The 24,493-nt window shown below is 48.5% G+C and carries 27 protein-coding genes, 3 tRNA genes and 1 pseudogene; 16 read left to right on the forward strand and 15 right to left on the reverse strand.

Going from position 1 to position 24,493, the window contains the following annotated elements; all coding sequences use genetic code 11:
• Positions 1–130: 130 nt before the first annotated feature.
• Entirely contained in the window at positions 131–928 is a 798-nt protein-coding gene (pflA, locus tag CGZ65_RS04385; RefSeq protein WP_096294963.1) for a pyruvate formate lyase 1-activating protein, read from the forward strand.
• Between the two features lie 63 nt (positions 929–991).
• Here pflA and CGZ65_RS04390 read toward each other — a convergent pair whose 3' ends face one another.
• Both CGZ65_RS04390 and CGZ65_RS04395 read right to left on the reverse strand, forming a co-directional pair.
• Positions 992–1,648, reverse strand: coding sequence for a response regulator (locus tag CGZ65_RS04390; RefSeq protein WP_096294964.1), 657 nt, complete (start codon positions 1,646–1,648; stop codon positions 992–994).
• Positions 1,645–3,531: a histidine kinase gene (locus CGZ65_RS04395; RefSeq protein WP_096294965.1), complete on the reverse strand. Its 1,887-nt coding sequence runs from the start codon at positions 3,529–3,531 to the stop codon at positions 1,645–1,647. The genes CGZ65_RS04390 and CGZ65_RS04395 overlap by 4 nt, the downstream gene beginning before the upstream one ends.
• A gap of 214 nt (positions 3,532–3,745) precedes the next feature.
• On the opposite strand from CGZ65_RS04395, the gene CGZ65_RS04400 reads away from it, so the two are divergent.
• Genes CGZ65_RS04400 through CGZ65_RS13850 form a run of 5 tightly spaced genes read left to right on the forward strand, consistent with a single transcriptional unit; the run spans position 3,746 to position 6,232 of the window.
• Positions 3,746–3,994 (forward strand): MoaD/ThiS family protein, encoded by a 249-nt coding sequence (locus CGZ65_RS04400; RefSeq protein ID WP_096294966.1) that lies wholly within the window; start codon positions 3,746–3,748, stop codon positions 3,992–3,994.
• A gap of 1 nt (position 3,995) precedes the next feature.
• Positions 3,996–4,460 carry a molybdenum cofactor biosynthesis protein MoaE gene (locus tag CGZ65_RS04405; RefSeq protein WP_096294967.1) on the forward strand — a complete coding sequence of 155 codons (465 nt, stop codon included), beginning with the start codon at positions 3,996–3,998 and terminating at the stop codon, positions 4,458–4,460.
• A complete protein-coding gene (gene mobA / locus CGZ65_RS04410; protein WP_096294968.1) occupies positions 4,457–5,035 on the forward strand; it encodes a molybdenum cofactor guanylyltransferase MobA in 579 nt (192 codons plus the stop codon). Before CGZ65_RS04405 ends, mobA begins: the two co-directional genes overlap by 4 nt.
• Entirely contained in the window at positions 5,035–5,961 is a 927-nt protein-coding gene (locus tag CGZ65_RS04415; RefSeq protein ID WP_232507532.1) for a molybdopterin molybdotransferase MoeA, read from the forward strand. The genes mobA and CGZ65_RS04415 overlap by 1 nt, the downstream gene beginning before the upstream one ends.
• Before the next feature lie 34 nt (positions 5,962–5,995).
• Positions 5,996–6,232, forward strand: coding sequence for a hypothetical protein (locus CGZ65_RS13850; protein WP_232507533.1), 237 nt, complete (start codon positions 5,996–5,998; stop codon positions 6,230–6,232).
• Between the two features lie 50 nt (positions 6,233–6,282).
• Here CGZ65_RS13850 and CGZ65_RS04420 read toward each other — a convergent pair whose 3' ends face one another.
• The 10 genes from CGZ65_RS04420 to leuC form a co-directional block, all read right to left on the reverse strand.
• Positions 6,283–6,849: a peptidylprolyl isomerase gene (locus CGZ65_RS04420; RefSeq protein WP_096294969.1), complete on the reverse strand. Its 567-nt coding sequence runs from the start codon at positions 6,847–6,849 to the stop codon at positions 6,283–6,285.
• Positions 6,850–6,997: 148 nt separating this feature from the next.
• The gene (locus CGZ65_RS04425) at positions 6,998–7,561 is read right to left on the reverse strand and encodes a YceI family protein (RefSeq protein WP_096294970.1); all 564 of its coding nucleotides are present in this window, start codon (positions 7,559–7,561) and stop codon (positions 6,998–7,000) included.
• 349 nt (positions 7,562–7,910) lie between these two features.
• Positions 7,911–8,981, reverse strand: a complete 1,071-nt coding sequence (leuB, locus tag CGZ65_RS04430) for a 3-isopropylmalate dehydrogenase (protein ID WP_096294971.1) — start codon at positions 8,979–8,981, stop codon at positions 7,911–7,913.
• 63 nt (positions 8,982–9,044) lie between these two features.
• Positions 9,045–9,350 (reverse strand): hypothetical protein, encoded by a 306-nt coding sequence (locus tag CGZ65_RS04435; protein WP_096294972.1) that lies wholly within the window; start codon positions 9,348–9,350, stop codon positions 9,045–9,047.
• A gap of 37 nt (positions 9,351–9,387) precedes the next feature.
• A complete protein-coding gene (locus CGZ65_RS04440; protein WP_096294973.1) occupies positions 9,388–9,852 on the reverse strand; it encodes a NanQ anomerase/TabA/YiaL family protein in 465 nt (154 codons plus the stop codon).
• Between the two features lie 49 nt (positions 9,853–9,901).
• A complete protein-coding gene (locus CGZ65_RS04445; RefSeq protein ID WP_096294974.1) occupies positions 9,902–10,702 on the reverse strand; it encodes a cation efflux transmembrane domain-containing protein in 801 nt (266 codons plus the stop codon).
• A gap of 136 nt (positions 10,703–10,838) precedes the next feature.
• Positions 10,839–11,477, reverse strand: coding sequence for a 3-isopropylmalate dehydratase small subunit (leuD, locus tag CGZ65_RS04450; RefSeq protein WP_096294975.1), 639 nt, complete (start codon positions 11,475–11,477; stop codon positions 10,839–10,841).
• Between the two features lie 75 nt (positions 11,478–11,552).
• Complete coding sequence (locus tag CGZ65_RS04455) at positions 11,553–11,690, reverse strand: entericidin A/B family lipoprotein (RefSeq protein WP_095503412.1); 138 nt, start codon at positions 11,688–11,690, stop codon at positions 11,553–11,555.
• 34 nt (positions 11,691–11,724) lie between these two features.
• Positions 11,725–11,862 carry an entericidin A/B family lipoprotein gene (locus CGZ65_RS04460; protein ID WP_095503413.1) on the reverse strand — a complete coding sequence of 46 codons (138 nt, stop codon included), beginning with the start codon at positions 11,860–11,862 and terminating at the stop codon, positions 11,725–11,727.
• A gap of 143 nt (positions 11,863–12,005) precedes the next feature.
• Positions 12,006–13,412, reverse strand: a complete 1,407-nt coding sequence (gene leuC / locus CGZ65_RS04465) for a 3-isopropylmalate dehydratase large subunit (protein WP_096294976.1) — start codon at positions 13,410–13,412, stop codon at positions 12,006–12,008.
• A gap of 345 nt (positions 13,413–13,757) precedes the next feature.
• Between leuC and gyrA the strand changes: the two genes are divergently transcribed.
• On the forward strand, positions 13,758–16,544 hold the full coding sequence (gene gyrA, locus CGZ65_RS04470; protein ID WP_096294977.1) for a DNA gyrase subunit A: 2,787 nt from the start codon (positions 13,758–13,760) through the stop codon (positions 16,542–16,544).
• A 53-nt stretch (positions 16,545–16,597) separates the two neighbouring features.
• Here the strand turns inward: gyrA and CGZ65_RS13855 are convergent, their stop codons facing one another.
• A complete protein-coding gene (locus tag CGZ65_RS13855) occupies positions 16,598–16,744 on the reverse strand; it encodes a lipoprotein signal peptidase (protein WP_096294978.1) in 147 nt (48 codons plus the stop codon).
• A gap of 56 nt (positions 16,745–16,800) precedes the next feature.
• On the opposite strand from CGZ65_RS13855, the gene CGZ65_RS04480 reads away from it, so the two are divergent.
• Positions 16,801–17,619, forward strand: a complete 819-nt coding sequence (locus CGZ65_RS04480) for a GIY-YIG nuclease family protein (protein WP_096294979.1) — start codon at positions 16,801–16,803, stop codon at positions 17,617–17,619.
• A 33-nt stretch (positions 17,620–17,652) separates the two neighbouring features.
• Here CGZ65_RS04480 and CGZ65_RS04485 read toward each other — a convergent pair whose 3' ends face one another.
• Positions 17,653–18,252: an NUDIX hydrolase gene (locus CGZ65_RS04485; RefSeq protein ID WP_096294980.1), complete on the reverse strand. Its 600-nt coding sequence runs from the start codon at positions 18,250–18,252 to the stop codon at positions 17,653–17,655.
• A 141-nt stretch (positions 18,253–18,393) separates the two neighbouring features.
• Between CGZ65_RS04485 and CGZ65_RS04490 the strand changes: the two genes are divergently transcribed.
• The 8 genes and pseudogenes from CGZ65_RS04490 to CGZ65_RS04525 all read left to right on the forward strand — a co-directional run bounded on the left by CGZ65_RS04490 (position 18,394) and on the right by CGZ65_RS04525 (position 23,851).
• Positions 18,394–20,271: a tetratricopeptide repeat protein gene (locus CGZ65_RS04490; RefSeq protein WP_096294981.1), complete on the forward strand. Its 1,878-nt coding sequence runs from the start codon at positions 18,394–18,396 to the stop codon at positions 20,269–20,271.
• A gap of 65 nt (positions 20,272–20,336) precedes the next feature.
• Positions 20,337–20,921, forward strand: a complete 585-nt coding sequence (lolB, locus tag CGZ65_RS04495) for a lipoprotein insertase outer membrane protein LolB (protein ID WP_096294982.1) — start codon at positions 20,337–20,339, stop codon at positions 20,919–20,921.
• A 9-nt stretch (positions 20,922–20,930) separates the two neighbouring features.
• Positions 20,931–21,808 (forward strand): annotated as a pseudogene (ispE, locus tag CGZ65_RS04500) (4-(cytidine 5'-diphospho)-2-C-methyl-D-erythritol kinase).
• Positions 21,787–21,862: transfer RNA gene (locus tag CGZ65_RS04505), tRNA-Gln, on the forward strand. The pseudogene ispE and the gene CGZ65_RS04505 overlap by 22 nt, the downstream one beginning before the upstream one ends.
• 12 nt (positions 21,863–21,874) lie before the next feature.
• Positions 21,875–21,950: transfer RNA gene (locus tag CGZ65_RS04510), tRNA-Gln, on the forward strand.
• Between the two features lie 12 nt (positions 21,951–21,962).
• A tRNA-Gln gene (locus CGZ65_RS04515) sits at positions 21,963–22,038 on the forward strand.
• A gap of 185 nt (positions 22,039–22,223) precedes the next feature.
• Positions 22,224–23,213 (forward strand): ribose-phosphate pyrophosphokinase, encoded by a 990-nt coding sequence (locus tag CGZ65_RS04520; protein WP_096296094.1) that lies wholly within the window; start codon positions 22,224–22,226, stop codon positions 23,211–23,213.
• 65 nt (positions 23,214–23,278) lie between these two features.
• Positions 23,279–23,851 (forward strand): 50S ribosomal protein L25/general stress protein Ctc, encoded by a 573-nt coding sequence (locus CGZ65_RS04525; protein ID WP_096294983.1) that lies wholly within the window; start codon positions 23,279–23,281, stop codon positions 23,849–23,851.
• Positions 23,852–24,054: 203 nt separating this feature from the next.
• On the opposite strand, the gene CGZ65_RS04530 is transcribed toward CGZ65_RS04525, so the two are convergent.
• The gene (locus CGZ65_RS04530) at positions 24,055–24,492 is read right to left on the reverse strand and encodes a type IV pilin protein (RefSeq protein ID WP_158608754.1); all 438 of its coding nucleotides are present in this window, start codon (positions 24,490–24,492) and stop codon (positions 24,055–24,057) included.
• Between the last annotated feature and the right edge of the window lies 1 nt (position 24,493).

Raw genomic sequence — 24,493 nt, forward strand, 5'->3', positions numbered from 1 at the left:
CAATGCCGGGTGATAAATCCGGCATTGTGTTTATTCGTTAAACCGTATATTTTCAGACGGCCACCGTCTTCATTGATTCGGATAACATTATGCAGACATTCACCATTACCCCGAACAGCAAGCCAAAGGCATCAAACCGCGCATCCGCGCCAAAGCCGGTAGCGCCTCAGGCCATCGCCATTATCAGGGCAAAGGCATTGTGCATTCTATCGAATCGTGCGGCACGGTCGACGGTCCCGGTTTGCGTTATGTGTTGTTCCTGCAAGGCTGCCTGATGCGCTGCCTGTATTGCCACAACCGTGATACATGGGATTTGCATACCGACAAAGCGCAAGAATTAACAGTGGAAGAGGTGATGAAACAGGTGATGTCTTACCGTCATTATCTGCGCGCTACCGGCGGCGGCGTAACGGCAACCGGCGGCGAGCCGCTGCTGCAATATGAATTCGTACGCGATTGGTTTACCGCTTGTCGCGAACATGAAATCCATACCTGCCTGGATACCAACGGCTATGCTTTGCACTACGATTCGATTTTGGACGGTTTGTTGGATCACACCAATTTGGTGATGCTGGATTTGAAACAGATTGATCCCGCTATTCATAAAGTATTGGTCGGTATTCCCAATACCAAAACCTTAAACTTCGCCCGTTATCTGACCGAACGAAAACAGCCGACGCGTGTGCGTTATGTGATTGTGCCGGGCTATACTGATGACGAATGCTCGGCCAATCTGTTGGGTGAATTTATCGGTGATATGGATAATATTGAAACGGTTGAGCTTTTGCCTTATCACGAATTGGGTGCGCATAAGTGGGTGTTGTGCGGGGATGAATACAAGTTAACCGGCGTGCATCCGCCACCAAAGGAAACCGTATTGAAAATCAAGGAGATATTGGAAGGCTACGGTAAAAATATTATTTACTGATGCTTGTTTTCTTATTTATAAAAGGCCGTCTGAAACGTTTCAGACGGCCTTTAGTCATCAATTTTAAATCCCTTCAGGTTGCGGTACTTTATGTTGCACCGCATAAACCGCAGCCTGTACGCGGCTGCTCAAATTAAGCTTGCGTAAAATATTTTGCACATGAACCTTAATCGTCGATTCGGCCAAATCCAAATGGCGGGCGATGACTTTGTTGCTGTGGCCGGCAGCGAGATAGCCCAAGATTTCCAATTCACGCGGGGTGAGTGCGGACAAAGCCACATCGGTGCGCGGTGTGGCAGGGGAAATTAATGACTGAACCAAGCGCGAGGTCATTTCCGGTGAGAATACATTGTCTCCATCGACTGCTTTGCGAATGCTGTCGAGCAGGAAATCGGCATTGATGTTTTTCAGCAAGAAACCGCGTGCTCCGATGCGCATGCATTCGGTTAAATCGTCGCTGTCTTCGGAAACGGTCAGCATGATCACGGTTTGGTCGGGGTTGGCACTCAAAATCTGCGCTAAGGCTTCGCGACCGTTCATGACCGGCATATCCAAGTCAAGCAGGACAATGTCTGGCTTTTGCTGCTCGGTCAATTTCACGCCCGACAGGCCGTCTGAAGCTTCGCCGATGACTTCAAAATCGTTTTGGCGGGACAGCAGTGCTTTGATGCCGCTGCGAAACAGGGTGTGGTCGTCAATCAAGATAATTTGAATACTCATGATGCAGTTCTCTTATGTTGCGGTAACACTAAAGTTACGGTGGTTCCTTTGTTGGGTTGAGAGATGACATCCAGTACGGCATCGATGCGGCGGGCGCGCTCCTGCATAATGCCGAGTCCAACGTGTTCGCCCGACAAGCTGTCAATGGTGTCGGTATCGAAGCCTATGCCGTCATCGCTGATTTTTAAAGTGAAATCTTGGCGGTTAATCAGGCTGACATCCACTTTATTGGCTTGCGCGTGTTTGCGGATATTCGACAGGCTTTCCTGCAAAATAAAGATGATTTGCAGCTGCTCGTCATGATTGAGCCAGCCGCCTTCTTCAATCCAGGCAGTGTTCACTTCAATTTGTGTTTGCTGTCGGAATCGTGCCAACAGCGTCGATACGGCTTCGGGGAAATCTTTGTTACTGAGTTTGGTGCGGAAATTCAGCAGCAATTCGCGCACGTCATCGTAACATTCCTGCACACCGTCTTTAATGAAGCGGATGTTTTCATCGACCTGTTCTTTCTGTTCGGCATTGTACGCGCTTTCGAGCATTTGTACCTGTAAATTTAAAAAGGTCAGCGTTTGCGCAATACTATCGTGCAAGCCTTGGGCAATTAAGTTGCGTTCTTGCAAAACTGCCAGCAGGCGGCGTTCTTGCGCAAAGCGGCTGTTGGCAATCGACACCCCCAATTGGCTGCTTAAGGTCTGCAGCAATTCTTGGTCGTTTTGGCTTAAGGTATGGCCGTCTGAAAAATACAGCGTAAACAAGCCCAACTCTTCTCCTTTATAGGTAATTGGGAACACAGCCATCTGCTCGAAACGCGGATGCTCAATGGCAATCAGGCGGTCTTTGTATTCGTTGTTAAGATAATGAAGCGGCAGGTTTTCGATTGAATCGGAAAAACCACTGTCCAAATCGGTGTAAGGCTCCGCTTGCGAATCTTCCGGCAAACCTAAACTGGCAACCAAATCAGAACGTTTGTGTTCGGCATCAAATAAATGCACACTACCGGCAATGGCGGCCACAGCAGGCAGGGTGCGGCCTAAAAATTCGGTGGCGGCGGTTTTGGGTTGGTGGATTTGGTGTAAATCGCGCGTGGTTTGGTAGAGCAGTGCCAAATCGCGGTTTTGCCGTTCGAGATCTTCCGTTTGACGCGCCACTTGGCCTTCCAAGTCGGTATAAAGCGTCTTCAGGCTGGTGCTCATCTGATTGAAGCCTTTATTTACTTGGGCAAACTCGCGGATATAGTCAGTGTTGATTTCCGTGCCGAATTCGCCGCGCCCGATGGCGCGCACGCCCGCGCTCAAGGCTTCCAGAGGACGGATAATCCACGCATAGTGCAAACTAATCATGAAACCGGCCGCAACAAAAATCATCAGAATCAAGGCCATCTGAAAACGGCGCAGCCATTGGGTATTTTCTTCGTTGGCATTTTCCAAAGCCTGTACGAACGAGTCCAGATTGCCGGCAAAGCGGTATAAATCCTTATTATCGGGTAATTGGTTGGTTTCTAAAGACGGGCGGATTTTATGCCGCCAATCGTCCATCAGGCTGGTTTGAATGAGGGTGGAATTCATGGCATTGCCGGAGCGCGAAGGCAGCAGCGGCTTGATAACATCGTTTTTACTGACCTTTATCAAAGTGAGTTCGAACGCCTGAACTTGTTGGCGAACATGCTCTGCAGATTCTTTTTCGTGCACCAAATGCGTCAGACGGTAGGTCTGCATGCGCAGGCTGCCGGCATGGTTGATGGCGGTGCCGGCACCTTCCAGCCGCCATGACAAAATCAAGGTGAATACGACTGAAAACAAGGCTGAGCTGCCCCATAATACGGTCAGAAATTTGAGCCGCGCCGAAAGGCTGGGGCCGTCTGAAAATTGGGCTAATCTGTTCATGATGATGGCAATCGAATGATGTCCTAAAAATAGCATTGTTTGGTCTAAATCACAATAATGCAAAGAAATGTATTTATCGGCTAGAATTTCATTTGGATTCGTGTAAAATCCAGTTATGATAAAATTCAATTTATATGAACATTTTGCAGGTCTGAAGGTGTAGGGTTTTCAGACGGCCTAAAGACCTTTGCAAAACCACTCTTGAAAACCTCGCATGATTACCATTTTATATTTCGGTGTTTTAAAACAAAAATTGCAAACCTCCCAAGAGCAGATCGAATGGCGGGGCGGCAATGGCCGTGATTTGCTGGCCTTGCTGCACGCGCGTGGCGGTGATTGGGCGCAAGCTTTGGCTGTCGGCAACATTTTCCGTTTGGTGGTGGATAAAAAAGTCAGCACATGGGAAACCGATATTCCTGATGGTGCCGAAGTCGGTTTGCTGCCGCCGGTTACAGGGGGCTGATATGCAGGCCGATATCCGTATTCAAACGCAGGATTTTCAGTTGCAGCAGGAATACGACTTATTGCTCACACAAGGCCGTAACATCGGTGCGGTGGTCGGTTTTGCCGGTTTGGTGCGCGACCGTGATACCGACACCCCTTTGGCCAGTCTGTTTCTCGAGCATTTCCCCGAAGTAACGGAAAATGAAATCGCCCGTATTGTTCAGACGGCCTCCGAACGCTGGCTGCTGACCGCCTGCACCATCATACACCGCGTGGGCGAACTGCGTGCCGATGAACAAATCGTGCTGGTGTTGGTGGCTTCCGAACATCGAAAAGCGGCCTTTGCCGCCGCCGAATTCATCATGGATTATTTGAAAACCGAAGCGCCGTTTTGGAAAAAAGAAACCTTTTCAGACGGCTTTGAGCATTGGGTAGAAGCCAAACAAAGCGACCAAGCGGCCGCACAGCAATGGAACACTCCATGAAAACTTACGCACTTATTCTTGCAGGCGGGCAGGGCAGCCGCATGGGCGGTGTGGATAAAGGCTTGGTCGAATGGCAGGGCAAGCCTCTGATTGACCATGTCATCGGGCGGATTGGGCCGCAGGTTGATCACATCGCTATCAGCGCCAACCGCAATTTAGAAGAATACGCCCGCCGCAGCCCGCATGTGTTTGCCGATGCGCGCCAATGGCATCATTTGGGCCCGTTGGCGGCTTTGTGTACGGCGGCCAATGATTTGCAGCTGGCCAAAGCCGATTGGTTGCTGATCGTGTCGTGCGATATGCCCAAGCTGCCCGAAGATTTGGTGATGCGTTTTTTATCGGTGGCCAAGCGCACGCCCCTGTGCAATGCGTTTTATGTGGAAACGCCCGAGCGCCAGCAATACAGCATTATGTTTATCCGCCCGCAGATTCTGCAAAGCACCGTGCCCTATCTTTATGCAGGTATGCGCACGATACGCGGCTGGCTGCAACAGCAACGCGCCCGTGCAGTGAGCTTTGATTCGGATAAATGTTTCGTGAATTACAACACGCTTGAAGATTTGAAAGAAGCATAATGATTGATTTTGAAGTGGCCCGCGCGGCTTTGTTGGAACAGCACTCATGCCGTCTGAAAACCGTGACGCTGCCCTTGGCGCAAGCGGCCAACCGGGTTTTAGCACAAAGCCTGCACGCCAAATACCCAAGCCCGATGTTTGACAACAGCGCGATGGATGGCTATGCGGTATGCGATGCAGAAGGCAGCTTGCGCGAATTTCGCATTACCGACCGCATTCAAGCCGGTGAAACGGCAGAAAATCCGTTGGCTCAAGGCGAAGCCGTGCGCATTTTTACCGGCGCCCCATTGCCGCCGAATACGACCGCCGTGGTGATGCAGGAACAAACTGAAAGCGATGGCGATCATTTGAGGGTAAATGCCGACATTCATGCTGGACAAAATATGCGCCTGAAAGCAGAAGAAATCGAAATCGGCCAAGAATTGCTGGCTCAAGGCTCATTATTAAATATGGCTGCTTTAGGCTTGGCCGCTTCGCAAGGCTATGTCGAATTGAGCGTGTATCAACCTTTGAAAGTGCAGGTGTTTTCCACCGGCAACGAGTTGGTCGAACCCGGCCAAACGCTTTCAGACGGCCAAATCTACGATGCCAACCGCTATCAATTACTGGCATGGTTGCAGCAATTGGGCTTGCAGGTGAGCGACGGCGGCATTTTACCTGATGATTTGGCACAAACCGAAGCTGCCTTGGCTGCTGCTGCCGAGCAATTCGATGTGGTGATTACCAGCGGCGGCGCCTCAGTGGGCGAAGCGGATTACTTAAAACAAGCGATTGAGCATATCGGTTCACTGGCCATGCACACTTTGGCCGTTAAACCGGGCAAACCGTTTGCTTGGGGCACATCGGCAAATGCAAAATTTTTATCTTGCCGGGCAATCCCGTGGCAACCTTTGCCACATCCAATATGTTGTTACTGCCGGTATTGAACAAACTGGCGGCAAGCAGGCCAAACATTGGCACTTGCCGAAAATAACGGCTAAAGCCGCGTTTCAAACCAAAAAAGCCATCAAGCGCCGTGAGTTTTTACGCGTGGCGTTAGAAAATGGCGAAACGGGCGAAACTGTAGTTAAATTACTGCCCAACCAAGGCAGCGCGATGTTGGGTACCTGCACCGCCGCCGATGCTTTGTGTGAAGTGCCGCCCGGACAAACGGTGAGCGAGGGCGATTGTGTCAGTGTTTATTTGTTGCTGCATTGAGGGTAATGATAAAAAAAAGGCCGTCTGAATTCAGACGGCCTTTTTGTGATTTATTTGATAATGCTCACTTTTTGAATCACCACCGGTTTTACCGGCACATTTTGATAGAAACCGTGGGTAGCGGTTTGCACTTTGCTGATTTTGTTCACAACATCCATTCCCGAAGTGACTTTGCCGAAAACCGCATAGCCGTAACCTTGAGGCGTTGCGCTTTTAAAGTTGAGAAAATCATTGTTGGCGGTGTTGATGAAAAATTGGCTGGTGGCCGAATTCGGGTTGGCGGTACGCGCCATGGCAATGGTGCCTACGGTGTTTTTCAGGCCGTTGTTGGCTTCGTTGGTAATGGCTTTACCGGTATTTTTTTGTGCCATGTTTTCAGTAAAACCACCTCCTTGAATCATGAAATTATCGATCACACGGTGGAAAATGGTATTGTTGTAAAAGCCTTTTTCGGCATAGCTGACGAAGTTGGCAACCGTTTTCGGTGCTTTGGTTTCGTCTAATGACAATTCGATTTTGCCCATATTGGTTTCAATGACGGCGCGGGTTTCGGCTTGGGCGGCAAAAGCAGAGCTCAGCATCAGTGCGCCTAATATGATTTTTGTTGTGGTGTTCATGTGCGTTTCCTATTTTAATCAGCATGCGTTCAGGGTAAAATTTGAATTCGCCATTATCGTCTCTTTCTTTGTGAAAAACGCACAAGAAAACGTAAAAGGCCGTCTGAAAGTTTATCTTTCAGACGGCCTTTTATAGAGTTGAAGCGGATTATTGTTTTACGGCTTCAATTTGGATATCCAATTTCACTTTTTTGGTTACGCCGCTGTCAACCAGATAATTCATACCCCACTGGGTGCGGTCGATGGTGGTGGAGAAGTCGCCGCCGCACACTTCGGCTTTAGCCATCGGGCTGTTGTAACAGTTAAATTTTTCGGCTTTCAGTTTCACGGGATGGGTTTGACCCAACAGAGTCAGGTTGCCGTCAACAGAAGTCAGCTTTTTGCCGACGTAGTTGAATTTAGTCGAAACAAAGCGCATTTCCGGGAATTTTTCGGCATTGAACAGATCAGGCGCTTTCAGGTGATCGGTGAAATGTTGCGAACCGGTTTGTAAGGTGCTCACCGGAATGGTGATATCGATTTTACCTTGGCGTTTGGTTTTGTCAAAATCAACAGTGCCACTCAAACCGTAGAAGCCGCCTACGTTGGTGCTGGTATTGAAATGGTCGATGGCAAAGCGGGCATTAGTGTGGGCTTCGTCAACTTTGTAAGTCGCAGCAGAAGCAGAAGCGGCTACGGCAGCAGCCAGAACGGTAAAAATCATTTTCTTCATATCGATATCCTTTGTGAGAGCGAATGGGAATGAATACATCAAATATTACAAAAACATCTTGACACAGTTAGTGCAGATAAATATTTCCTGATGGTTAATTCTCTATTTGATTGCCGTTGATAATGGTAGAGAATATGAAACGGAGATCTTTGCAAAATCTTCAACTTTGGCACATTTCTTCGTTTGCGCTGCTCGAAATCTTGCCTGTCTTCATGATATGTCTGCGCTTTCTGTGCTGCTACAACTTTGAACCGCACTCAAATCTGAAGGTTTTGCAAAGGTCTCACGTTGACATTATTGGAATCATAAAAAAATGCGTGGTATTTGCCCACGCATTTTTCAGACGGCCTTACAAGGCAGCCAATACGGCATCACCCATTTCCGAACAAGAAACCAGTTTGGTGCCTTCTTCAAAAATATCGCCGGTGCGGAGGCCTTGTTTTAACACGGTTTGCACGGCTTGCTCGATTTGTTGCGCCCGCGCTTCGTCGTTTAAGCTGTAGCGCACCAACATGGCCAACGACAAAATGGTAGCCAGCGGATTGGCTTTGTTTTGGCCGGCGATGTCCGGCGCGGAGCCGTGAGAGGGTTCATATAAACCTTTGTTGTTTTCATTCAGGGAAGCTGATGGCAGCATACCGATAGAACCGGTCAGCATAGACGCTTCATCGCTCAAAATATCGCCGAAAATATTGCCGGTGGCAATCACGTCGAATTGTTTCGGTGCGCGTACCAATTGCATGGCGGCGTTGTCGACATACATGTGGCTCAATTCCACATCGGGATATTCTTTGCCGATTTCTTCAAAAATTTCGCGCCATAATTCAGTGGTTTCCAACACGTTGGCTTTGCCTACAGAGCAGACTTTTTTATTGCGCTTTTGCGCTGATTGGAAGGCGACATGGGCGATGCGGCGGATTTCGCTTTCGCTATAGCGCATGGTGTTGAAACCTTCGCGCTCGCCGTTTTCTAAGGTGCGGATGCCGCGCGGTTCACCGAAATAAATGTCGCCGGTGAGTTCGCGTACAATCAGAATGTCCAAGCCAGCTACGACTTCAGGTTTCAAGGTAGAGGCATTGGCCAATTCAGGATACAAAATAGCAGGACGTAAGTTGGCGAATAAATTCAGGTCTTTACGAATGGCCAACAAGCCGCGTTCCGGGCGCAGCGGACGGTCGAGATTGTCGTATTGCGGGCCGCCTACCGAGCCCAGCAACACCGCATCGGCTTTGCGGCACAGATTCTGCGTGAATTCAGGGTAAGGCTGGCCGTATTGGTCGTAGGCTTCGCCGCCCAAAGGTGCGTATTCGTAAGCCACGTTCAGACCTTGCTCGATCAGTTTGTCCAATACGCGTACGGCTTGGCCGATGATTTCAGGGCCGATGCCGTCGCCGCGAAGAATGGCGATTTGTTTGGTCATTGTTGATTTCCTTTGTGGATGAAAAGAGTGGGGAATAAGGGACTTGCTGTGTGCTGTCGTGATTTACTCGATGGTGAAATTGTCGTAAGTCATGGCATACATCAAGCCGGATTGTTTGCTTTTGAATTCTTCAAATACCGGGCGATACCAGCGTGGGTCATTGGCTTGGTAACCGGTGAAATCATATACGCGCACATCAAAAAAATCGCGTTCATACCAAGGCTCAATGCCGTAAATGGCGATGTTTTTGGCTTCGGCGCGGTTGAGCACGGTTTCAAAATCTTGCCCGGAAACATAAATAATATTTTCGGCATCGAAGCCGTCAATTAAGTTTTCCAAACCTTCAAACAGATATTCTTTGGTTTTCATGGTTTTAATAAGAAGTGAGTTTCAGACGGCCTGTTGATCAAGGCACGCGTGTTTCCAATGTGCGGATTTTAAACACGGCTTTACGAATGGTGGGGGCATCCCCTACCAGCGGTGCATGGCCGTCGCTCGGGAAAAACAGCACAAATTCACCCGGCCCGATATCCAGCCATGTTTCGGGTGTGCAATCAAAAAATTCAATGTCTTTTTCTTCTTGATAACCCCAACCGTTTTTCAGACGGCCTCGGTCTATCCAACCGTAAGTTTCCACGCCGCTGATGGGTACTTGAATGTCGATGTGTTTGATGTAGGCTTCCGGCCGCGCAGCTTCGCGTGTGCGCACGGCTTCATTGCCGACAAACAGGCGGATATTGGGATTGTCGCAGGGATATTGGCCGTCCGGTAGCCGGCTGAAATCCAGAGTTTGCAGCAATGCAATGGCATCGGCAAAGTCGGGGTGCAGTGCGGCATAGCGTTGAGCGTTGGCAATGGTGTCGGTAATCATGATGTCATGAATGTTGAAGGTGAATGGATGGTTTCAGACGGCCTTTTGCTTATTGTTTGGCAAGCTGCAAAATTTTAACTGCGCCGCGTGCCACTAAGCCAAACACAATCAGGCCGATAATCAGGTTGGGATAGGCCGAATGTGTCAGTAATGTCAGGATACCGGCCGCAATCACGCCCAGATTCACAATCACATCGTTAGACGTAAAAATCATGCTGGCCTGCATATGCGCTTCGCGGCTTTTGCTTTTTTGCAGCAGATAAAGGCATAGGGCGTTTCCGGCTAAGGCCAGCAGCGAAACGCCAATCATCAAGCCGGCATCCGGCATGTCTTCCCAGCCGAAAAAGCGGAGAACCACTTCGCTGAATCCCCAAATGGCCAAGACAAGCTGCAAATAGCCGGCAGCGCGTGCGGTAAGTTTTTTACGCGCGACAGTGGTACCGACGGCAAGTAAGGCCATGCCGTATACCAAACTGTCGGCTAGCATGTCCAAACTATCGGCCAATAAACCCATCGAACCGGCCAGCCAACCGCTGACGGATTCAAACACAAAAAAGAACAGGTTAATCGCTAAGACTTGCCATAGCAGGTTGCGTTCTTTATGGTCTTGAGCGTTGTCGGCCAATTGACCGATGCTTAATTCGCTACTTTCCAAGCAGCTGATGAAATTCAGTGGCACAAGCGCCTGCAGAATTTCATCAGCGCTGCCATGATGATAGGCGGTCATGCGGCGGTTGGGAACGTCAAACTCTAGTGCATGAATGCCTTCGATAGCGCTGAGCTTCATCCGTATCATTTGCTCTTCTGAAGGGCAGTCCATTTTACTGATATGAAAAACACTTTTCTGCATAAGGCAAACCCGTTTCAGACGGCCTATATTGATGGAATAAGGAAAGCAGACGAATTTCAGACGGTATAGTATATACGCACTAATCCGCAAGTCGGGTAAACACTAGTTTATGCATGTTTACCCGATTTATTTGTGTTTAGTGATATAACCAAGGTTGCGCGGCTTTGCGTTTTTCTTCAAAGGCTTTGATTTCATCGGCGTGTTGCAGCGTTAAGCCAATTTCGTCTAAGCCGTTGAGCAGGCAGTGTTTGCGGTGTTCGGTGATGTCGAAAGTGAACACGTCGCCGCTTGGCGTGGTAACGGTTTGCGCTTCCAAGTCGATATCGAGCGAATAGCCTTCTTGTGCTTCGACTTCTTTAAACAATTGGTCGACTTGCTCTTCAGTCAAGACGATCGGCAATAAGCCGTTTTTGTAACAATTGTTGAAGAAAATGTCGGCAAACGAGGGGGAGATGACGGCGCGGAAACCGTAGTCGTCTAATGCCCACGGCGCGTGTTCGCGTGATGAACCGCAACCGAAGTTTTTGCGGGTAAGCAAAATTTGTGCGCCTTGATAGCGTGGTTGGTTGAGTGAAAAATCAGGATTAAGCGGGCGTTTGCTGTTATCCATGCCCGGTTCACCGTGGTCAAGATAGCGCCATTCGTCAAAGGCATTAGGGCCGAAGCCGCTGCGTTTGATGGATTTTAAAAATTGTTTCGGGATAATGGCATCGGTATCGACGTTGCTGCGGTCAAGCGGGGCAACGAGGGCAGTAATTTTGGTAAATGCTTTCATGGTCTGTACTTTTTATTTAAGATTATAAAATGCCCCGACTCACGGGGCATTTACGCTTATTCATGAAGCTGGTGATTAGTAGCTTTTTACTTCTTCTGCGGTATTGCTGACTGCGTTACCGGCAGCTTTCACATCTTTGCCCGCGCCTGAAATAGTGTTACAAGCAGACAGCAAAGTCATGGCAGTTAAAGCGATCAATGCAAATTTTTTCATATTGAATTTCCTGTTGTAGAAGTTGAGCTAATGATTAGTAGCTTTTTACAGATTCAGCAGAATTGCTGACTGCATTACCGGCTGCTTTTACATCTTTGCCTGCACCTGAAATAGTGTTACAAGCAGACAAAAGTGTCATGGCGGTCAAAGCGATCAGGGCAAATTTTTTCATATGAAGCTCCTTATGGTTTGAAAAGTACAGCCTGTTTTGCTGTACTTCTATAATATCCACCATCTTTATAAATGGCAATAGCTAATGCGAACATATGAATATTTAAATATCTTTAAATATTAAGGTACTATTACAAAAGCATTTTATAAGCTGCGCACATCCACAAATCGGCCGTTCACCGCAGCTGCGGCGGCCATAGCCGGGCTGACCAAATGTGTACGACCGCCGTTGCCTTGTCGGCCTTCAAAGTTACGGTTGGAAGTGGAAGCGCAGCGCTGTTGCGGCTCTAAACGGTCGGCATTCATGGCCAAGCACATCGAGCAACCCGGTTCGCGCCATTCAAAACCGGCATCAATAAAAATTTTGTCCAAACCTTCTTCTTCGGCTTGCGCTTTTACCAAGCCTGAACCCGGCACAATCAACACGCGCTGAACGTTATCGGCTTTTTTGCGGCCTTTGGCCACGGCAGCGGCTTCGCGCAAGTCTTCGATGCGGCTGTTGGTGCAAGAACCGATGAATACGATGTCAACCGGAATTTCATTTAATGGCGTATCGGCTTCCAAACCCATGTATTCCAAAGCGCGTTCCATGCCGCTGCGTTTCACCGGGTCGGCCTCGTTGGCAGGATTCGGTACTTTGCCGTTGATGTCCGATACCATTTCCGGTGAGGTACCCCAGGTGACTTGCGGTTCGATGTCTTCGGCTTTAAAACGGAATACTTTATCGAATTCTGCGCCTTCATCGGAAACCAATGTGCGCCAGTATTCGACGGCTTTATCCCATGCTTCGCCTTTTGGTGCGAATGGTTTGTCTTTGACGTAATCGATGGTGGTTTGGTCAACCGATACCATGCCTGAGCGAGCACCGGCTTCAATGGCCATGTTGCACAATGTCATGCGGCCTTCCATTGAAAGGCTGTGAATGGCTTCACCGTTGAATTCAATTGCATAGCCTGTGCCACCGGCAGTGCCAATTTGGCCGATGATATATAAAGCCACATCTTTGGCGGTCACGCCCGGTTTCAGACGGCCTGATACTTCAATCAGCATCGATTTGGATTTTTTGGCGGTAATGCACTGGGTTGCCATGGTGTGTTCGACTTCAGACGTACCGATACCGTGTGCTAATGCGCCGAATGCACCGTGGGTAGAAGTGTGCGAATCGCCACACACCACAGTCATACCAGGCAGGGTAGCGCCTTGTTCGGGTCCCATCACATGGACAATGCCTTGGCCTTTATCCATAAACGGAAAGTAAGCCAATGCACCAAATTCTTTGATGTTTTTGTCTAAGGTATCGACTTGCAATTTGGAAATCGGATCTTGAATGCCTTTGTCCCAATCGCCTGTCGGGGTGTTGTGGTCGGCGGTGGAAACCACGCTGTCGATGCGCCACAATTTGCGGCCGGCCATTTTTAAGCCTTCAAAAGCTTGCGGGCTGGTAACTTCGTGTACCAAATGGCGGTCGATGTAAAGCAGAACAGTGCCGTCTTCTTCTTCGCGTACGATGTGACTGTTCCAAAGTTTGTCGTAGAGAGTTTGTGCGCTCATGGTGTGTTCTTTAATGATATATGATATGAATGGGTGGTAGTGAGTGGAATGTGGGGAATCTTAGACTTATTAACTTGGAAAAGCAACCAATTTTGTCTAATTTTTGTGTTTGAATTAACAGTTTTCGGATTTTTCGTAAATTTTTAGACAATTTGTATAACTTTATTCTTGGACGCAGCCTTTTACTGTATTGTATGCTCTTGCTTTTGTCTTGAATCAACAGCCGTTTGAATGCATTTTCAGGTTCAGGAGACCTGTTGTCAAAATGATTACTTGTTTTTGGGCGGTGACGCAGTTTTGTGGTAAAATCAGGCGTAATTATTGCTATAAGAAATGCTAGGAATCATGACAGACGCAACAGTCCGCAACGACCATAAGTTTGCACTCGAAACCATCCCGGTAAGCCTTGAAGACGAAATGCGCAAAAGCTACCTCGATTATGCCATGAGCGTGATTGTAGGGCGCGCGCTGCCAGATGTACGCGACGGCCTGAAGCCGGTTCACCGCCGTGTGCTTTATGCTATGCACGAATTAAAAAACAATTGGAATGCTTCCTATAAGAAATCCGCCCGTATCGTTGGCGACGTCATCGGTAAATACCATCCACACGGCGACAGTGCGGTTTACGACACCATCGTGCGTATGGCGCAGGATTTCTCTATGCGCTATATGTTGGTTGACGGCCAGGGTAACTTTGGCTCGGTAGACGGCGACGGTGCGGCGGCCATGCGTTATACTGAAATCCGTATGGCGAAAATTGCCCATGAAATGCTGGCCGATATTGAAGAAGAAACGGTTGATTTCGGTCCCAACTATGATGGCAGCGAGCATGAGCCGCTGGTGTTGCCGACCCGTTTCCCGGCTTTGCTGGTGAACGGCTCTTCGGGTATTGCCGTGGGTATGGCGACCAATATTCCGCCGCATAACCTGACGGATACGATTAACGCCTGTCTGCACTTATTGGATGAACCTGACACCGACATCGATACTTTAATCGACATCATTAAAGCCCCCGATTTCCCTACCGGTGCGACTATTTACGGTATCAGCGGTGTGCGTGAAGGCTATAAAACCGGCCGCGGCCGTGTGGTGATGCGCGGTAAAACGCACATCGAGCCGATCGGTAAAAACGGCGAACGCGAAGCGATTGTGATTGACGAGATTCCGTATCAAGTCAACAAAGCCAAATTGGTTGAGAAAATCGGTGATTTGGTGCGCGAAAAAACCTTGGAAGGCATTTCCGACCTGCGTGACGAATCGGATAAATCCGGTATGCGCGTGGTGATTGAGTTAAAACGCAATGAAAATTCAGAAGTCGTTTTAAATCAGCTGTATAAGCTCACCCAGTTGCAAGACAGCTTCGGTATCAATATGGTAGCTTTGGTGGATGGCCAGCCACGTTTGCTGAACCTTAAGCAAATTTTGAGCGAGTTTATCCGCCATCGCCGCGAAGTGGTTACGCGCCGCACCCTGTTCCGCCTGAAAAAAGCGCGTCACGAAGGCCACATCGCCGAAGGTAAAGCGGTGGCTTTGTCAAATATCGACGAGATGATTCAGTTGATTAAAGAATCGGCTGATGCGCCGGAAGCCAAAGAAAAATTGTTGGCACGCGCTTGGCGCAGTGGTTTGGTAGAAGACATGCTCGGCCGCACCGATTTGGATTTGCGCATTGCGCGTCCCGAAGGTTTGCCGGAAAATTTAGGTTTGCAAGGTCAAGGCTATTATTTGAGCGAGTTGCAGGCCGATGCCATTTTGCGTATGAGTTTGCGTAACCTGACCGGTCTGGATCAAGAAGAAATCGTGGCCGACTATAAAGCGATTATGGCAAAAATTATTGATTTCTTGGATATTTTGGCCAAGCCTGAGCGTATCACACAAATTATCCGCGAAGAATTGGAAGATACCCGTGCCAATTTCGGTGATGAGCGACGCAGTGAAATCAATCCGTTTGGTGGCGACATTGCCGATGAAGATTTGATTCCGCAGCGTGAAATGGTGGTGACGCTCACCCACGGCGGCTACATCAAAACCCAGCCCACCACCGATTATCAGGCGCAACGCCGCGGCGGGCGCGGCAAACAGGCAGCAGCCACCAAAGAAGAAGATTTTATCGAATCTTTATTTGTTGCCAATACCCACGATTATTTGATGTGTTTCACCAACCTCGGTAAATGCCACTGGATTAAAGTGTACAAACTACCGGAAGGTGGACGCAACAGCCGTGGCCGCCCGATTAACAATGTGATTCAGTTGGAAGAAGGCGAAAAAGTCAGCGCGATTTTGGCAGTACGCGAATTCCCTGAAGACCAATATGTATTCTTCGCCACTGCGCAAGGCATGGTGAAAAAAGTGCAGTTGTCGGCGTTTAAAAACGTGCGCAGCCAAGGTATTAAAGCAATTGCTTTGAAAGAAGGCGATTACTTGGTCGGCGCAGCGCAAACCAGCGGTGCGGACGACATCATGCTGTTTTCTAATTTGGGTAAAGCTATCCGCTTTAACGAATATTGGGAACGTATCGGCGGTGATGAAGGCGAAGATGCCGATATTGATAATGAAAACGACGTTTCAGACGGCCTCGATGACGAAGCCGCAGAAAGTGACAATGAAAACGCCTTACCAAGCGGCAAACACGGTGTGCGCCCTTCCGGGCGCGGCAGTGGCGGTTTGCGTGGTATGCGTTTGCCGGCGGACGGTAAAATTGTCAGTCTGATTACCTTCTCGCCGGAATGCGAACAAAGCGCGCTGCAAGTATTGACCGCCACCGCCAATGGCTACGGCAAACGCACGCCGATCGCCGATTACAGCCGTAAAAACAAAGGCGGCCAAGGCAATATCGCCATCAATACCGGTGAGCGCAACGGCGATTTGGTGGCCGCAACCTTGGTGGAAGAGTGCGATGATTTGATGCTGATTACCAGCGGTGGCGTGCTCATCCGCACCAAAGTTGAGCAAATCCGTGAAACCGGCCGCGCGGCTGCCGGTGTACGCCTGATTAATCTGGACGAAGGCGAAACTTTGGTCAGCTTGGAACGTGTGGCGGAAGAGCCGGAAGTGGAAGCGGCTGAAGAAGGTGAAGCGCTGGATAACGTTGCTGCACCAATTGAAGGCGAAAACGCTTCAAGTGAAGAATGATAGAAGACGCAATAATGTCTTTTCGAGGCCGTCTGAAAAGGTTTGTATTCTTTTCAGACGGCCTCAGACCTTTGCAAAACCGTCGGATGTGGATGCAGTTCAAGGCGTAGCAGCGCAGCGGGTGCGGACATATCAAATAAATAGGCAAGCGAGCGAGCAGCGCACAACGCAGAAATGCGCCGCAGATAGCGGTTTTGCAAAGGTCTTAGCGCCTTTTAATAAACATTATCGCAATAAGAATAAGAAGGACACAGTTTTGAAACAAGGTTGGGTGTATGTGTTAACCAATCAGGGTATGCCCGGGCTGATTAAAATCGGCTTTACCAAAAACCTGCCGCAAGAGCGGGCGCGTGAGTTGTATGGTACCGGAGTGGCTTATCCGTTTGAAGTGGCGTATCAGGTATGCTGCCATCACTATCCGCAAGTCGAGCACGAAGTGCATGCGCAATTAAGTGGTATGAGGGTCAACGGCGGCCGTGAATTTTTCGCCTGCTCGGTTGAAGAAGCGGCGCAAGTTATCCGCCAATGCGTCGGGAAAAATCTGATTTCGGCACAAGATTTGCGCACAGGTGAAGTTTGGCAAAATAAAACGGTTAATAAGCTGTCTGAACAAACAAGTATTCAGACGGCCTCGCCTCATTGGCGGATTCGGCATTATTTGATTGGCGGTGGCTTATTCTTGGTTATTGTTTGGCTTGCCTGGTTGGGCTTTCGTCGCGCAGAAGAAGCCGTCGAGTTAAGCGAAGCGCAACAAGTAATGGGTTATGTCGCCGGTAAAATCGGCAACGAAGACATTAATATGCGTGCTTGTTCATCAACCGAATGCGGCGTGATTTCCGCCTTGCCAGCCAATCAAAATATCCAAATTAAGCCGAACACGCGCACGGCGAAAAATTGGGTATATGCCGAATTTCAAGGCGATGTGTGTTATCCGGAGCATTACGAGCGTGGCCAAGGCTGCCGTTCATGGGCGCAGAACAATATTGTCGAAGGCTGGGTCTATGCCAATAATTTGGCCGGACAAAATGCCAAGCTGTCTAAACGCTCGGATTCTTTATTTGATTCGTTGTTTTGATAATGAAATCTCAGGCCGTCTGAAAGTATGTTTTCAGACGGCTTCGCAATATTGCTGATAGCGTTCGGCTAAGCCGTAAAGAATCATGGCGGTTAAGCCCCAGATGTCGTAATGCTGAAAAGGCAGGGTGGGCGTGGCAATGGTTTGGCCTTGATATTGCAGCGGCCGCATTTCGTAATATTGAAGATTCATCACAAAATCAAAAGGCACATAAAACACTTCAGCCACTTCGTCCGGATTGGTTTGAATGCACAGATCGCCGGTGGAAAGAGCCGGAATGGGATGTACTTCATAACCCGATGGCGTGTAATAAGGCGGCAGAGCCGGGAAAGTTTGCCAAGCTTGCGGCAGAATGCCAACTTCTTCGTGTGTTTCGCGCAAGGCGGTTTGGGTTAAGTTGAGATCTTGCGGCTCGTAGCGGCCGCCGGCCAGAGCAATTTGTCCGGTATGGTGACTCAGAGAGCCGGAGCGACGGGTAAACAATATCTGCCATTGGTGGTCTTTTTTGACCACTGCCAACAAAACCGCCGCCACTTTGCATTCGACCGGATTGAGAAAACAGTTGCGCAGGTTTTGCGCGCGGCTGTCGAATTCGTGTGCGTGCAGCAGGAAATCGGAAAGCAGTTGGGTCATGGGAGGTGTCCGTAAAGTGTTTACACGATTATATTACATTAGGTTTACCGTTGCTTAAATCTACAAATCAGACGGCTTGTGATAAAGTTATGCCTGAACTGAAGGCCGTCTGAACACAGTCGGCGATGTAAAGGAATGATTATGTTTTTTGCCCCTTCCAGTCTCCGCGCCGTTGCTGCTGCGGTAATGATGTTGTTTGCGGCCGAAAGTTATGCCGCCAACGAAATCAAAATCCAGCCGAAAGCGGCCAAAGAAATAAAAGAACTGATTCAGAAAAAAAGCCGCTACACGCCTGAAGGGCGTGAGTTGGAGCGCCAGCGCCACATGGCCGTAATTGATCGGACCAATACCGTGTTTACCTTATTAAGCGGTGAGATGGCGCTGCAAAAAGGTGAGGCCGGTGTAGCGCTGGCGACGTATATGGCGTCGCTCAACCGTACCAAATCTCCGGAAGTCGCCGAGCGCGCCTTGGAAATGGCGGTGTCGCTCAATGCGTTTGAGCAAGCTGAAATGATTTATCAGAAGTGGCGTGAAATTGAGCCGGTGCCAAGTGCCGCGCAAAAACGAATGGCTTGGGTACGTAACTTGCTTATGGGTAATGCCGACCAAAAATTAAGCGGCTTGGGTGATGTGCTGCAAAATGCATCTGAAGAACAAACACAGCGCATTTTCCTACTCTTGGCGCAAGCGGCGGTGCAGCAGCAAGGCTTGGCGGAAAAAGTGGGCAGCGAAGTGCATAAAGCGGCGAAAAAATATCCCGATATGCCGGAGGCGGCGATTGCGGATGTGATTTTCAGTGCGCAAGAAGGTGATGAACGCCATGCGGTAGAAGCCATGCAGCGTTTGGCTAATTTGGACGCAGAAATTCTGCCACCGACTTTATTGACCATGCGTCTGGTGGCACAACGTCAGCCGAAAATGCTCAACCGATTTTTTGAAGAAACCAATACCGCCGAATTGTCGCCGGTGTGGCAGGAGCTGGAAATCAGCAGCTTGATTGCGTCGCAGCAGCCGGATAAAGCCTATGCGCGTCTGCAGCAATTATTGGCAGTCAATCCGAACGCGGATTTGTATATTCAGGCGGCCTTATTGTCGGCCAGTCGTAAAGAAGACATTTCGGTTACCGAAAATTATTTGGAAAAAGCCTACAACACCGGCACGCGCGAGCAACAAGGGCGTGCGGGGATTATCGGTGCCATGCGTTATGCTGATGTAAAAAATTACGCCGATGCCAAAAAATGGGTGAATAAAATCAGCGCGCCGGAATATGCGTTTGATAAGGCGGTGTTGAAAGCTTCGATTGCAGCAGAAGAAGGCAATATGGCCGCGGCTTTAACCGAAGCCCGCCGCGCAGAAAAGCTGCCTGAGCAGCAAGGCAGATTTTTTGGTGCGGCGGAATTGCAGCGTGTTTATCTGTTTGCCTTAGTGCAAAGCGATAAACCGCAAACCGCGTTGGTAGAACTAAATCAGATGATGGCCAAAGCCGCCAGACAGCCGGAAGCCGCCGAGCGTTTGTCGGATGTTCTGTATCAGCGGGCGATGGTTTACGAAAAATTAGGCCAGCATGAAAAAGCCATTACCGATTTGCGCCGCTATAACGATTTGAATCCCAATAGCGCCAGCGGCATGAATGCATTGGGTTACACTTTATTGATTATGCCTAACGGTAAACAATATTTCGATGAGGCGTTTAAACTGATTCAGACGGCCTATCATTTAGAGCCGGAATCTGCTGCGATTAACGATAGCTTGGGCTGGGCTTATTACCTGAAGGGTGATGCGCCAGCGGCATTGCCGTATTTGGAATACGCTTATCGCGAGCATCCTGATGCGGAAGTGGCATCGCACTTGGGCGAAGTGTTGTGGCAACTGGGGCAGCAAGAGCAAGCCAAACAAATTTGGCAGGACGGTTTGCAACAAGAGGGTGACCAAGCCTTGTTAAAAGCAACCATGAAACGCTTTGGTGTGGCGGTACCGAATGCGCAGCCTGTGCACAAAGCAAAACCTAAAGCAAAATAATACGAGGCCGTCTGAAAAATGTAATTCGTTTTCAGACGGCCTGACTGAAGCAATTCGGAGTAATAATGAAGTTCAAATTATATGTTTCTACTTTGGCAGCCTTAGTATTGGCAGCGTGTGCCCAACCCAATATGCCGCAGCAAAACGGTTGGCTGCAAGCGGATAATACAAGCGACTTTACCGCAGAAGGCCGTTTGGCGGTAAAAATGGACGGCAAAGGCTCATATGCCAATTTTGATTGGGCGTATCAGAATCAAGTGCAAACCATCAACGTGAATACGCCGTTGGGCAATACGGTCGGCCAATTGTGTCAAGATAAGCAAGGGGTATTGGCAGTTGACAATAAAGGGCAGATCTATCACGCGCAAACTGCCGCACAATTAAGCCGGCAGCTGTTGGGTTATGAACTGCCGGTGCAATATCTGCACATTTGGGCGAATGGTAAACGTGTCGCCGATGCGCCATATCAATTGCTTTCAGACGGCCGTTTGCAGCAATTCGATTGGACCATCAGCCGAACGCTCAATCAGGCCGGCCAAGCGCGCGTATTGTTATTGGAAAGCACAAAATTAAGCGTGCGGCTGGTGTTTGATGAAATGAATACCCAGCCGGAGCCGACTGAGCAGCAACAATGCTCCGCCCGTGGCTAAGGAGGCCGTATGAATATTCCGCAGCATGCGCAAGCATTTTTGGCGCCGGCTAAATTAAACTTGGATTTGCGCATTACTGGTCGCCGAGCAGACGGTTATCACGAATTGGAAAGTATTTTTTGTCTCATTAGTTTGTATGATACCGTTTATCTGGCCTTGCGCGATGATGGCCGGATTGTGCTGCATACGCCTGTCGAAGGGTGACGCAAGAGCAGGATTTGGCCTATCGTGCTGCTGCTGCCTTAAAAAAATATACCCAATCTGTCGGTGGTGTGGATATTTGGTTGGAAAAAAAGATTCCGATGGGTGGTGGATTGGGCGGCGGCAGCTCAGATGCGGCAACAGTTCTGCTGGCTTTGAACCGATTATGGCAATGCGGGCTAAGCGAACAAGAGCTGATTGATTTGGGCGTCACATTGGGTGCGGATGTGCCGTTTTTTATCTTCGGGCGCAGTGCATTTGCGCACGGTGTCGGTGAGAAATTAATCGAAATAGATGTGCCAAAACAATGGTATGTTATTGTGAAGCCTGATGTGCATGTGGCGACCGGCAAAATTTTTTCCCATCCGCACTTGACACGCGATTCCAAACCAAGCATAATCCCTGCTTTCCAAGCATTAGAGCCGTTTCGCAATGATATGCAGGCGGTGGTGTTTCAGGAATATCCTGAAGTTTGGGAAGCTTATCTTGTGATGTCGAAGCATGGTAAGGCATTAATGACCGGTTCCGGTGCGTGTGTGTTTGTACCCTGTCGGCATCAGCAAGAAGCAGAAAACATATACCGACAAGTTTCTAAAATATATGAAGCATATTGTGTTGAAGGCTTAGCTGTTCATCCTTTATTTCATGTATTAAGTGAGCCAGTTGGGGAGTCGTCAAGCGGTTAAGACACTGGATTTTGATTCCAGCATGCGAAGGTTCGAATCCTTCCTCCCCAGCCACCCACACTTTGTTGGGGAGTCGTCAAGCGGTTAAGACACTGGATTTTGATTCCAGCATGCGAAGGTTCGAATCCTTCCTCCCCAGCCACCCACACTTTGTTGGGGAGTCGTCAAGCGGTTAAGACACTGGATTTTGATTCCAGCATGCGAAGGTTCGAATCCTTCCTCCCCAGCCAAATAAAAGCGTGTAAGTTTTCTTACACGCTTTTTTTATGTTGTAAATTGACGAATTTATCTGCTGAATTCTTGGGTTTACGCGCTATTGTGCGTATAATATTAACCTTAACGTCAAGGTGCAGACGCAGAGGAAAGCAAGATGTTTTCTGAGCAATGTTTGAATACAAAATCAGGTGAAAATGATATGGCCGCATATGATAGTTTGATGGTATTTACCGGTAATGCCAATCCCGATTTAGCCCAACGTGTTGTGAATCACCTGGATATTTCCTTGGGCGAGGCGAATGTAAGCAAATTCTCTGATGGTGAAGTTGCCATTGAATTATTGGAAAATGTACGCGGTCGCGATGTCTTCATTTTGCAGCCTACTTGTGCGCCAACCAATGACAATCTGATGGAAATTCTAACCATGGCTGATGCTTTGAAACGTGCATCTGCCGGTCGTATTACTGCCGCCATTCCTTATTTCGGCTATGCACGCCAAGACCGCCGTCCGCGTTCGGTCCGTGTGCCGATTTCGGCTAAATTGGTTGCCAATATGCTGTATTCAGCCGGGATCGACCGTGTGTTGACCGTCGATTTACATGCCGACCAAATTCAGGGCTTTTTTGATATTCCAGTTGACAATATTTATGCTACGCCGGTTTTGCTGAATGATATTGCTCAGCAACGCATCGAAAACCTGACTGTTGTCAGCCCTGATATCGGTGGTGTGGTGCGTGCCCGTGCAGTAGCCAAAGCGTTGAATGTGGACTTGGCGATTATCGATAAACGCCGCCCCAAAGCCAATGTTGCCGAAGTAATGAACATTATTGGTGATATCCAAGGCCGTACTTGTTTGATTATTGACGATATGATTGATACCGCCAATACCTTATGTAAAGCAGCCTCTGCGTTGAAAGAGCGCGGTGCTGAGCGTGTGTTGGCTTATGCAACGCATCCAGTATTCTCCGGCGCTGCCGTAGAGCGTATTTCATCATCTGATATTGATCAGGTGGTGGTAACCGATACTATTCCTTTGTCGGAAGCAGCGAAAAATTGCGATCGCATCCGTCAAGTAACTATTGCCGGCTTGTTGGCTGAAACGGTTCGCCGTATCAGCAATGAAGAATCTGTGTCCTATCTTTTCAATGAAGAAGTGACCACAACCTTTGGCGGCATTTTGCTGCCATAAGCTCAATCGTCTTAAGCTGGTCGCGGCCGATGACGATATTTTTAATCTAATTGGAGTATTTTATTATGTCATACGAAATTCAAGCTACTGTTCGTGAAGATCAAGGCACTGGTGCGAGCCGCCGCCTGCGTCGCGAAGGTCAGATTCCTGCTATCTTGTACGGTGAAGGCCAAGATGCTGTGGCAATTGCAGTAGACCACAAAACCATGTACTACGCGTTGGAAAAAGAATCTTTCCACACCGCTTTGATTAAATTGACCTTGGACGGTAAAACCCAAGACGTTATCGTTCGTGATTTCCAAATGCACCCATTCCGTCAACAAGTTCAACACATCGACTTCCAAGCTGTTAAAGCTGATCAAAAAATCCGCATCCGTGTACCATTGCACGTGGTTAACGCTGAAAACTCTCAAGCAATCAAATTGCAAGGTGGCCGTGTTTCTTTGTTGAACACTTCAGTAGAAGTTTACGCTTTGCCTAAAGATATTCCTGCATTCTTGGAGTTGGATTGCGCTTCTGTTGTGGCTGGTGACATTTTGCACTTGTCAGACATCAAATTCCCAGAAGGCGTTGAAAGCGTTTCTCTGAAACGTGATGAAAACTTGGCTGTTGCTGCCGTGACCGGTAAAAAACGCTAAGATTTTAAAATAAAAAAAGCCCGCATTGATTTGCGGGCTTTTTATTGTTTACTGGTTTTATTCTTTGATTTTGATAGGATTTATTGAGCTTTTCAAACAAAGGTAATTCAATGGATAAGTTAGCTAAATAGGGAGTTTGAGAAGTGAAAATTGTGAAATTAGGCCGTCTGAAATTATTTCAGACGGCCTTTAGTGTTTATTTATTATTTTTTATTTGAAATAGCCTCGCAATCAGAAAAGTCAGGCTGCTTACATTTTTCAGCATTACCTAAGCTATCCATTCGAACTGATAATGTATAGCCACTATATGTAGGGCTGGCTGAAAGATTGTAACGGCGGCTTTTACCTTTATCTTCCAAGCTTCCATCAAATTCATATCGCTTAACTAATTCATCATCAACGCCATAACTTTTGGGGTCGTCTTTAAAAGCCGCTAGTTCTGCTGAGAGATCCAATGACGGGTTTTTAACCAGTTTGGTTTTAATTTGGTTATTTACACCGATCAAATCTGTATGGGCTTGAGTTAAATACCCTCTTTCAATATAACGATTGTAAGAAGGCAGGGCAATGGTTGCCAAAATACCGATAATGGCAACGGCAATCATCAATTCAATTAAGGTAAAGCCTTGATTATTTCTCATA

Source organism: Neisseria weixii (genome assembly GCF_002327085.1).
Lineage (GTDB): Bacteria > Pseudomonadota > Gammaproteobacteria > Burkholderiales > Neisseriaceae > Neisseria > Neisseria weixii.

Coding starts and splice junctions, on each gene's coding strand:
- CGZ65_RS04530 (WP_158608754.1), bottom strand. CDS start 24,492: ATGAGAAATAATCAAGGCTTTACCTTAATTGAATTGATGATTGCCGTT.
- CGZ65_RS04400 (WP_096294966.1), top strand. CDS start 3,746: ATGATTACCATTTTATATTTCGGTGTTTTAAAACAAAAATTGCAAACC.
- CGZ65_RS04525 (WP_096294983.1), top strand. CDS start 23,279: ATGTCATACGAAATTCAAGCTACTGTTCGTGAAGATCAAGGCACTGGT.
- CGZ65_RS04435 (WP_096294972.1), bottom strand. CDS start 9,350: ATGAAAACCAAAGAATATCTGTTTGAAGGTTTGGAAAACTTAATTGAC.
- CGZ65_RS04520 (WP_096296094.1), top strand. CDS start 22,224: ATGGCCGCATATGATAGTTTGATGGTATTTACCGGTAATGCCAATCCC.
- CGZ65_RS04440 (WP_096294973.1), bottom strand. CDS start 9,852: ATGATTACCGACACCATTGCCAACGCTCAACGCTATGCCGCACTGCAC.
- leuB (WP_096294971.1), bottom strand. CDS start 8,981: ATGACCAAACAAATCGCCATTCTTCGCGGCGACGGCATCGGCCCTGAA.
- leuD (WP_096294975.1), bottom strand. CDS start 11,477: ATGAAAGCATTTACCAAAATTACTGCCCTCGTTGCCCCGCTTGACCGC.
- CGZ65_RS04445 (WP_096294974.1), bottom strand. CDS start 10,702: ATGCAGAAAAGTGTTTTTCATATCAGTAAAATGGACTGCCCTTCAGAA.
- CGZ65_RS04425 (WP_096294970.1), bottom strand. CDS start 7,561: ATGAAGAAAATGATTTTTACCGTTCTGGCTGCTGCCGTAGCCGCTTCT.
- CGZ65_RS04390 (WP_096294964.1), bottom strand. CDS start 1,648: ATGAGTATTCAAATTATCTTGATTGACGACCACACCCTGTTTCGCAGC.
- CGZ65_RS04420 (WP_096294969.1), bottom strand. CDS start 6,849: ATGAACACCACAACAAAAATCATATTAGGCGCACTGATGCTGAGCTCT.
- gyrA (WP_096294977.1), top strand. CDS start 13,758: ATGACAGACGCAACAGTCCGCAACGACCATAAGTTTGCACTCGAAACC.
- CGZ65_RS04455 (WP_095503412.1), bottom strand. CDS start 11,690: ATGAAAAAATTTGCATTGATCGCTTTAACTGCCATGACTTTGCTGTCT.
- CGZ65_RS04460 (WP_095503413.1), bottom strand. CDS start 11,862: ATGAAAAAATTTGCCCTGATCGCTTTGACCGCCATGACACTTTTGTCT.
- CGZ65_RS04395 (WP_096294965.1), bottom strand. CDS start 3,531: ATGAACAGATTAGCCCAATTTTCAGACGGCCCCAGCCTTTCGGCGCGG.
- CGZ65_RS04485 (WP_096294980.1), bottom strand. CDS start 18,252: ATGACCCAACTGCTTTCCGATTTCCTGCTGCACGCACACGAATTCGAC.
- mobA (WP_096294968.1), top strand. CDS start 4,457: ATGAAAACTTACGCACTTATTCTTGCAGGCGGGCAGGGCAGCCGCATG.
- CGZ65_RS04415 (WP_232507532.1), top strand. CDS start 5,035: ATGATTGATTTTGAAGTGGCCCGCGCGGCTTTGTTGGAACAGCACTCA.
- CGZ65_RS04490 (WP_096294981.1), top strand. CDS start 18,394: ATGTTTTTTGCCCCTTCCAGTCTCCGCGCCGTTGCTGCTGCGGTAATG.
- lolB (WP_096294982.1), top strand. CDS start 20,337: ATGAAGTTCAAATTATATGTTTCTACTTTGGCAGCCTTAGTATTGGCA.
- CGZ65_RS04405 (WP_096294967.1), top strand. CDS start 3,996: ATGCAGGCCGATATCCGTATTCAAACGCAGGATTTTCAGTTGCAGCAG.
- leuC (WP_096294976.1), bottom strand. CDS start 13,412: ATGAGCGCACAAACTCTCTACGACAAACTTTGGAACAGTCACATCGTA.